The organism is Paenibacillus maysiensis (genome assembly GCF_000520815.1).
GTDB classification, from domain to species: domain Bacteria; phylum Bacillota; class Bacilli; order Paenibacillales; family Paenibacillaceae; genus Paenibacillus; species Paenibacillus maysiensis.
On the sequence record NZ_ASRY01000256.1, the window covers coordinates 1 to 7,427 of the forward strand.

General features: G+C 42.4%; 12 protein-coding genes and 2 pseudogenes. 12 read left to right on the forward strand and 2 right to left on the reverse strand.

Annotated features, from left to right (window positions below):
- The 7 genes and pseudogenes from L696_RS0117635 to L696_RS0117665 form a co-directional block, all read left to right on the forward strand.
- Positions 1-222: pseudogene (locus tag L696_RS0117635) on the forward strand (phage tail-collar fiber domain-containing protein); the annotation flags it as partial.
- Positions 223-240: 18 nt separating this feature from the next.
- Complete coding sequence (locus tag L696_RS0117640) at positions 241-1,164, forward strand: tail fiber protein (RefSeq protein WP_025684816.1); 924 nt, start codon at positions 241-243, stop codon at positions 1,162-1,164.
- 19 nt (positions 1,165-1,183) lie between these two features.
- The gene (locus tag L696_RS0117645) at positions 1,184-1,570 is read left to right on the forward strand and encodes a hypothetical protein (protein ID WP_162472189.1); all 387 of its coding nucleotides are present in this window, start codon (positions 1,184-1,186) and stop codon (positions 1,568-1,570) included.
- A 58-nt stretch (positions 1,571-1,628) separates the two neighbouring features.
- Positions 1,629-1,808 (forward strand): CD1375 family protein, encoded by a 180-nt coding sequence (locus L696_RS0117650; RefSeq protein WP_025684818.1) that lies wholly within the window; start codon positions 1,629-1,631, stop codon positions 1,806-1,808.
- A 107-nt stretch (positions 1,809-1,915) separates the two neighbouring features.
- Entirely contained in the window at positions 1,916-2,371 is a 456-nt protein-coding gene (locus L696_RS0117655) for a phage holin family protein (protein ID WP_025684819.1), read from the forward strand.
- Complete coding sequence (locus L696_RS0117660; RefSeq protein ID WP_025684820.1) at positions 2,349-3,305, forward strand: GH25 family lysozyme; 957 nt, start codon at positions 2,349-2,351, stop codon at positions 3,303-3,305. Before L696_RS0117655 ends, L696_RS0117660 begins: the two co-directional genes overlap by 23 nt.
- 2 nt (positions 3,306-3,307) lie before the next feature.
- On the forward strand, positions 3,308-3,859 hold the full coding sequence (locus L696_RS0117665; protein WP_025684821.1) for a phage holin, LLH family: 552 nt from the start codon (positions 3,308-3,310) through the stop codon (positions 3,857-3,859).
- A 61-nt stretch (positions 3,860-3,920) separates the two neighbouring features.
- Here L696_RS0117665 and L696_RS0117670 read toward each other — a convergent pair whose 3' ends face one another.
- Complete coding sequence (locus tag L696_RS0117670; protein ID WP_025684822.1) at positions 3,921-4,550, reverse strand: hypothetical protein; 630 nt, start codon at positions 4,548-4,550, stop codon at positions 3,921-3,923.
- A 204-nt stretch (positions 4,551-4,754) separates the two neighbouring features.
- On the opposite strand from L696_RS0117670, the gene L696_RS0117675 reads away from it, so the two are divergent.
- The 5 genes from L696_RS0117675 (at position 4,755) to L696_RS30595 (ending at position 6,915) form a co-directional block, all read left to right on the forward strand.
- A complete protein-coding gene (locus L696_RS0117675; protein WP_025684823.1) occupies positions 4,755-5,387 on the forward strand; it encodes a hypothetical protein in 633 nt (210 codons plus the stop codon).
- Positions 5,380-5,895, forward strand: a complete 516-nt coding sequence (locus L696_RS0117680) for an accessory gene regulator ArgB-like protein (protein ID WP_025684824.1) — start codon at positions 5,380-5,382, stop codon at positions 5,893-5,895. The genes L696_RS0117675 and L696_RS0117680 overlap by 8 nt, the downstream gene beginning before the upstream one ends.
- 6 nt (positions 5,896-5,901) lie before the next feature.
- Positions 5,902-6,024 carry a cyclic lactone autoinducer peptide gene (locus tag L696_RS30590; RefSeq protein ID WP_155985426.1) on the forward strand — a complete coding sequence of 41 codons (123 nt, stop codon included), beginning with the start codon at positions 5,902-5,904 and terminating at the stop codon, positions 6,022-6,024.
- A gap of 23 nt (positions 6,025-6,047) precedes the next feature.
- A complete protein-coding gene (locus tag L696_RS32775; RefSeq protein WP_425339326.1) occupies positions 6,048-6,410 on the forward strand; it encodes a LytTR family transcriptional regulator DNA-binding domain-containing protein in 363 nt (120 codons plus the stop codon).
- 352 nt (positions 6,411-6,762) lie between these two features.
- On the forward strand, positions 6,763-6,915 hold the full coding sequence (locus L696_RS30595) for a hypothetical protein (protein WP_155985427.1): 153 nt from the start codon (positions 6,763-6,765) through the stop codon (positions 6,913-6,915).
- Positions 6,916-7,305: 390 nt separating this feature from the next.
- On the opposite strand, the pseudogene L696_RS32040 reads toward L696_RS30595, so the two are convergent.
- Positions 7,306-7,427 (reverse strand): annotated as a pseudogene (locus L696_RS32040) (XRE family transcriptional regulator); the annotation flags it as partial.

Below are 7,427 nucleotides of genomic sequence, written 5' to 3' on the forward strand. Positions count from 1 at the left end.
AAATCGGAGCTGCTTCAAAAAGATATCACCAGCTATGAATTTATAGCCCCGGCAACAATCAGGTATATCTGCTCACTGGCTGAAACTGAGCTGGCCGGGAAAACCATTAACGAACTGGCGTTGGTAGATTCAGCAGGGAAGCTGACGGCCATCCGGACAATGACCAATAAGATTAAGGATAGCGATATGGAGTTTATCTTCGAGATAGACGACATCTACTGATGAGGGGGGAAATAGACGATGGCAATTAAAGAGCCGAGAAAGTTTGTCACTACGGATCAGGGCCATGCAGATGTACTCAACATCCCGATCACAACGCTTTATGAAAACGACCAGGCGTTGGCCGCACAGATTGAAAACATTAAAAACGATCCGGCCGGAAATGACATTGCATCCAAGGCAGCGCTGGACAATCACATTTCTGATACCAACTTGCATGTAACTGCCGCCAAGCAAGCGACGTGGAATGCGGCAGAGGGAAATGCCAAGAAGTATACAGAACAGTACGCGGCTCCCAAGGCACATACACACCTTGCATCGGATCTGCCTTCCGCATCAACACAGGCGCGGGGCATTGTACAGCTTAATACTTCTACTGGCAGCACAGCTACAGATCAAGCAGCCACGCCGAGCGCGGTAAAGGTGGCTAATGATCGAGCAAATGAGGCTTATAGTCGGGCAGACCAGGCTTTTACGCAAGCCAGTGATCTTAAATCCAAGGTCGCTAACGCAATCACTGGCAAAGGCGGCAGCGCCAACTCTGGCATGACTGGAGATCAGTTAGCAGCAGCAGTAAATAGCCTGCCCGTCAAGCGCTTTGCGTCCGGTACATTTAACGGTCAGAGCGCGACTGCGCCAAACTATAGCAATGGTGCGGCCATGACTTTATCGGTTAACAGCATGACTTTTTCGCCAACTCGCGTATTTATCCGGTTAAGGTTGAGGGATAACAGCAACGTGCTTTATATCGAGGGGTTTGCTGTTGCTGCAATATCGGGAAATATAACTATGTACGGTAGGTTTAATAACCGTATTAGCGTGTACAACTTAACCCAACAAGCGGGTGGTTTTTCGTGCACGGTTGATACCAGCCGGATACTCGACTATGCCGGAAGTTCGTCCGTTGCAGTGGTAGAGGCTTATGAATGGTTTGCGTTCGAATAAAAAAGAGAGGATGTTTAATGTGAAAATTGGACCTAAAGTGTACTGGCGGAAAGCAAGTGGAGAGGTTATTTTTGTGACTCCACAAATAGAGTCTGATTCAATCCGTGAGACTACGAAAGAGGACGACATGAATTTTTACCCGCAGCTAAAGGGATATGACCCGGCTCAGGTGGACGTGCTCAAGCTGGATTTCGATAAGTACACAGAGGACTTTCAAAAGGCGACCAGCTACAGAGTGAACCCTGACACTAAGACAATGGAGTTTACCTATCCATCGAATAGCGGATCAGAACCCGAGAAGCCTCTTACTGATCAGGTGGCGGAACTTAAGCGGGCTGATTTAGACAACAAAGAAGCCATAGCCGGGCTTATCCAGCTCGTTATGGAACAAAGCAATGTTACGTAGAATCCGGGAGCGGGTTCTATTTTTTATTCTCATGCAGCTCATGAGGGGAGGTGATAGCATGAATGAACAGATTAAAAAAGCTTTTGCGACGACACTTGTACATCTTATCCTTGCTGGCCGACGTGAAATTGAGGACGTGCCAGTAGCATTGCGAGACTTGGTTAAAGCTGACTTGGGCATTACTGAGCCTACGCAAGTGGCTCCAGCAGTTGAACAAATAACAGAACAAGAAGCGTAAGCGGCGTATCCAATCGGATGCGCTTTTTTTGTGCCCCCGGATGGTCGGGGGCTTTACTTTTACAGGTCAGGAAAAGTTTCCTGAACGGAGAGACGGGGGAAAGAAGGTTGGATAAGTGGGAGATTTTTAAGTTCAGCGCAGCTTTAGGAAGTAGTGCGGTGACGTATCTTTATGGTGGGTGGTCGGGAGTATTGGGGGTGTTGCTCGCATTGGTCATTATTGATTACGTGACCGGATTATTTGCGGCTGGCGCTGAAGGTAAGAAGGGGACCGGACCAGGTTTAAAAAGCAAGATTGGTCTTATCGGTATCGCTCGAAAGGTATTTATTTTTGCAATGGTAGCAGTATCCCATCTGATTGATGGAGTCTTAGGCGATTCGCACCTATTCCGAGATGCGGTCGCCTATTTTTATATGGCAAATGAGCTGCTTTCGATACTTGAGAACGGGGGTAGGCTTGGAGCGCCGATCCCACCAGTGATCCGGCAAGCGGTCGAGGTTCTGAAAAGTAAAAGTGGAAGTCAGGAAGGGGATAGGGAAGATGCAAGCAAGGAAAAAAGGTAATGCCCAAGGAATAGACGTATCCCGTTATCAAGGAAAGATTGATTGGAAGGCGGTTAAAGCGGACGGTATTTCATTTGCCTTCATTAAAGCAAGTCAGGGGCAACGATATGTTGATCCGACATTCATTTTAAATGCAAAAGGGGCCAAGGCAGCAGGCGTGTTGTTGGGAGCCTATCATTTTTTAGATGCCACCAGTGTTGACGCAGCCAAAGCGGAAGCGAGGCATTTTGCTGATGTGTTGGATCAGGTTGGAGGTGCCAAAGCGCTGGAGCTTCCTGCGGTGATGGATTATGAGAATAACCCTGGCAAGCTGTCTAAAACGCTCATTAGTGCTGTAGCTTTGGCCTTTCTGCTTGAACTGGAGCGACTTACAGGACGCAAGCCCATTATCTATACGGGCAATGCATTCGCAGCTAATTTTAACGCCTCATTGGGCGGTTACCCACTATGGATAGCTCGGTACAGTGATACCCGTGTCCCAAGCGACACAATGACGTGGAAACGTTGGGATATTTGGCAATACAGCGATAGCGGCAAGGTAGCTGGGATAAAAGGGAACGTGGATATGAATGAGTATGATGGTACGGCGGACGAGCTGCGTAAGCGATTCGGCGCTGTTGTCCCTGCACAAGAGACAGAATCCGTTACATCTGGCATATTCCGCGTCAATGGAAAAGAAGCAGGAAAAGCGCTTCTGTATGGCTCCAGAACCTATGTACCGCTGCGGTCTTTGGCAAATGCCTTGGGCTTGTCTTATCGTTGGGACAACACTCGCAAGGAAGCCTATTTAAACGGGGCAAAGCTGCAAACTGTCCAACTTGTAGAGGGTACAGCGTTTGTGCAACTCAGACCAATTGCTGATGCTTATGGGGCGGTAGTGTCTTGGGATTCAAAGAATAAAATCGCATCGTTGAAAACGAAAGGGGAAGAGTAATCATGCAAACAATTATCGAAACTGTACAGCCTTACGTAAATACCATTGTCACAGCCGCTGCGGGTGTGCTTACAGCGTTTGTTTTAGGAGGTCTGAACAAACTTAAAACTAAGGTTAACGTGTGGCTAGAAGCGCGTACAACGGCAGCGCAACGTGAAGTGATCCATAAAATTGCTGGAGAGGGCTTTGCTTTTGCTCAAACAGCATTTAAAGAAGCCGGGGGAGAGCGTAAGCTTCAGGAAGCATTGCAGTATACTACATTGCGTTTGGCAGAACAGGGCATTACTGTATCGGCTGTAGAGATTCGATCCGCGATAGAAAAGGCATATTTGGAGTATAACTCCAAAACGAAGGCAATCGTTACAGAATCACAACCGAACGAAGAAGCTACTCAAGCGGCTGCTAAGGAGGCTGTCTCTTCTTTAGCTGCACAAGTCACGGCTATTCTATCTCAAGCTACTGGAACAGATACCGTGGTAAGCGGGAAAACAGAAACACTACAAGATACTGCTCCAGCAGAACGGGAAACTGTAGCAGGGGTAGCAGTAGAGTAAAAAATCTGCTGTTTTATTAATGTAAAAGCTCTGCTAACCTAATGGTCGGCAGAGCTTTTTTTTATTTTCTTTGCTGTTGATCTAAGTTTTTGAATATTGCATATTCGGTATACGTATCTACGGCTTCTGGTAGTCGTATGAATAAGAAATCATCCCAGTTAAAGGTTCTGGCATTTTCTTCGCTCAATTCAATAGTAATTATAGGTTCTATCGTGCTACGTCCTTTGGCATCCCTGAAAACAGCGTGCCATTTAAGTGTTACATCAGGGAATGCTTTACCTTTTCCGTATATAGATTTGAATATATTTGTACTGTCCAGATATACACTCGACCTGATTAAGTCAGGTCCAAACAATGAATTTCCATCCGTCACTAATTCCGCTGTGAGCATATCGTCTGAATAATCAATCCTTTGTATAGACTGCTTCCCGGACATTGTTTTTTTATCAATTTGCTGTTCAATAACTTTTCTAAACGAATCACTATATTTAGCCATTTCCGCATCTGTGTATTTGTTCGTTTTTACAGTTTCGGTCAGTGGACTAATTACCTCAGCTTCCGCCGAACTAGATAGTGGAGGTAATGAAGTATATCCTTTATCTTCCGTATTATCTTTAATGAAAACGCTATAAATTAACCAGGTTACCAATAGAAACAATCCGATAACCTTAAAAGTATCCTTAGTCTTCAAATGTACTCACCTCTCTGCAAGCAGTCTATCAGACCTAGGAATATTTATCTAGATATGATTTGTATATATCAGGAATAACAATGAAATTTTTACCTTACATAATACATAAAATATTCCAAATACACGGGGAATTGTATTGCCACATATAGGTGGCGAATATAGAATTAAAGGATATTTGTTACCAATTGTAAAGGGGTATATATCATGTGGGAAGCTGTAAGGTTTCTATTCTTTTCAAGCGTGGAGTCATACGCGGCGTTTTCATTAATGCTTTCTATTTTTAGGCTTAAACCGTTGGAATTTGTTTGGCCTGCTTTGTTTAGCTTTTTAATTATGAACCTGATTAGTTTTTTTCTAAGAGAACAGTTATCTTTATCTTTTATGGTTCCAGCTATAAGTACGATCATATTTATATTGCTTATTACTATTGTAGTCAGAGTCCCTATTTTATGGGCTGCGATCATAGCTATGACGGGCATGTTTCTTTACACTACGTTTCAGGCTATTGTTATACTATCGCTTTTTGGTAGTTTCTCAAAGGACATGCAGTATTCCTCTGCTGGTACAGTTGTTCAAATAGTGACGAGTTCATGGATTTTCTTTTTTGTCTGGATACTACTGAAATTCAAGATAGGATTCACAGCCGAATTTGAACGTTTACGCTTCAAATGGGAACATATAGTGGTTGTTCTCATAATAATAATCGGCCTCGTCGCCTCGTCAACTGTAATGTATTATAATAACTTGCTATTTATAATATTGGTTCTCGCGCTATTGGCGGGCTTGTTATTATATTATGCAGTAATAAAAGAAAGAGAGGAATTTACCGATGATTGAAATGATGGCTTTACGAATAGCCAGGCACATTAAACATGCTGTGCCGGATCATCCAGCCTCAACCCAAGTGCTAAAATTTGTACTGGCGGCAATACTAAACACGGTTTTCATTATCACTCTGACTCTCACTGTATCCCTGTTTACAGGAAAATTGATAGAGGTTGTTATAATAATGATGGCATTCGCTTTTTTAAGACAAATGACAGGAGGGCTACACCTTAAAAGTGGTATGGGGTGTGTTGCTGTTTCCACACTATTGTTTACTGGGTTATCTTTTGTCAAACTGGACTACAATTGGACGATAGGTGCAACTTTGGTGAGTATGTTACTCATTTTTGTTTTTGCTCCAGCAGGAATAGAGCGGCAAACACGTATACCACCACGCTATTTTCCCTTACTGCGATCTGGTGCTTTTATTGTAGTAAGCTTTAATTTATTTATTGCTAATCCATTTTTGGCTATAAGCTTTTTTGTGCAGACATTGTCATTAATTAACATAAGGAGGTGATATCGTATGAAAAAAAGTACCTATTATGCTATCGCTACATGTCTTGCTTCAATAGGAGTTATGATAGTAAGTATTGCAAGTATAGCCTTTATCTATAACCCGGAGCCACCAGCAGAATTGTTTGAGTAGGGGGGATTTTCGTGGTAAGTGTGATGGTCGATCCTAAAGGGTTAGAAGGGTACATTGATTTACGAGTCAATTCAATATGGTATATAAGTTATAAGCGAATACTTAATAGGCTCGTAGTACACACTGAAACGGATCAATATTATATGACAGGTCCATTGAAATACTGTATGACGGCCCTAAATGAGAGTGGTCACAAATTCGTTTATGTGGATAGAAGTAATATTATCAACGCTGATAACGTTGTTATGATAAATTCCTTATTCAAAGTGGCGTATTTTACGGATGTTGTAACTAGGAAAACGAAGCGATGTGAAATTGCTCATAACCGTTATGATGAAGCTATAAACAAAATAGGAATATTAAATCCCAACGTCATATTCTCTTAGACCACTTATAAAGTGGTCTTTTTTTGTCGAAATAAAAACTAAATATTGTCGAATAAAGTCGTTAAATGGCAGGAGTTCAGCACGCCGAATTTATATTGCCAAGGACCCTGATTTTGGGATTTAATATAGGTATAAGGTCTAATTTTGAAAATAAATGGAGGCGGTAAGCCTAGATAATTACATATATCGGATGCAATAAAAAAACGCCTCTTAAAAGAGAGGCGCACAAATGTGGGTTGGCATCCCTGCCAGGATAGCCAAGTAAGTCCCACCATAAAATATTCACCGTGAGTATACAGGATATTTAGTATCCAGTAAAGTGACAAGATTATAATTGACAAGGGGTACTTAAATGAAAAAACATCATCTTGAACTGCCTTGGGAAATTGATAGAAATAAGGTTGAAATTTTTATCAACTCACTCATTACAGCATACGATTTAGAGAAGCCGGCGGAGGTTAGAGTGATGACCCCGACTTGGGAAGATTCCTTTGTTCTTCAATAAAACCATAATCTATTTTTCGGGGGCAAATTGGGGGCAAAAGCTAATTCTCTTCACTAATATTCACAACGATTGACGCATAAACCAAAAACAAAAACCCTTATTTATCAAGGGTTTTTGTTTTTGAATAACATTCTATACAAGGAGGTCAGTTCCCGCATACGGTGCATGTGGAGTGCGTGGTAGTAATATATCGAGATAAGAAGCATTGATCTACGAGGGTTTGAGAGCAACTTGAATATGTTCCTGCATTCAAAAAAACGCTTAAGGGTTGAGTGCTGTTCATTGTTAGTACCGAAGGACAATTAATTTGGAAAATGTATGGGAGAAAAAGTAAAGAGGGGAGGCAAAAGCGAACCCCTCTTTTTGTTTCCTTAAATGATGGAAGCATCTTTAGCCTAATGAGGTTATCTTCTGTGCAAAAATATTAGTCATTGCATGTTTGTGGGGAATGCCTGACGAGTTACAGTCGAAGATAGCTTCCGAACTATCTTCAATTAACCAGTCGTGATAAT

Bases quoted from the DNA above. Each gene is read 5' to 3' on its own strand.
- L696_RS0117640 (WP_025684816.1), top strand. From the start codon at position 241: ATGGCAATTAAAGAGCCGAGAAAGTTTGTCACTACGGATCAGGGCCAT.
- L696_RS0117650 (WP_025684818.1), top strand. From the start codon at position 1,629: ATGAATGAACAGATTAAAAAAGCTTTTGCGACGACACTTGTACATCTT.
- L696_RS0117660 (WP_025684820.1), top strand. From the start codon at position 2,349: ATGCAAGCAAGGAAAAAAGGTAATGCCCAAGGAATAGACGTATCCCGT.
- L696_RS0117665 (WP_025684821.1), top strand. From the start codon at position 3,308: ATGCAAACAATTATCGAAACTGTACAGCCTTACGTAAATACCATTGTC.
- L696_RS0117675 (WP_025684823.1), top strand. From the start codon at position 4,755: ATGTGGGAAGCTGTAAGGTTTCTATTCTTTTCAAGCGTGGAGTCATAC.
- L696_RS0117680 (WP_025684824.1), top strand. From the start codon at position 5,380: ATGATTGAAATGATGGCTTTACGAATAGCCAGGCACATTAAACATGCT.
- L696_RS30590 (WP_155985426.1), top strand. From the start codon at position 5,902: ATGAAAAAAAGTACCTATTATGCTATCGCTACATGTCTTGCTTCAATA.
- L696_RS32775 (WP_425339326.1), top strand. From the start codon at position 6,048: ATGGTCGATCCTAAAGGGTTAGAAGGGTACATTGATTTACGAGTCAAT.
- L696_RS30595 (WP_155985427.1), top strand. From the start codon at position 6,763: ATGAAAAAACATCATCTTGAACTGCCTTGGGAAATTGATAGAAATAAG.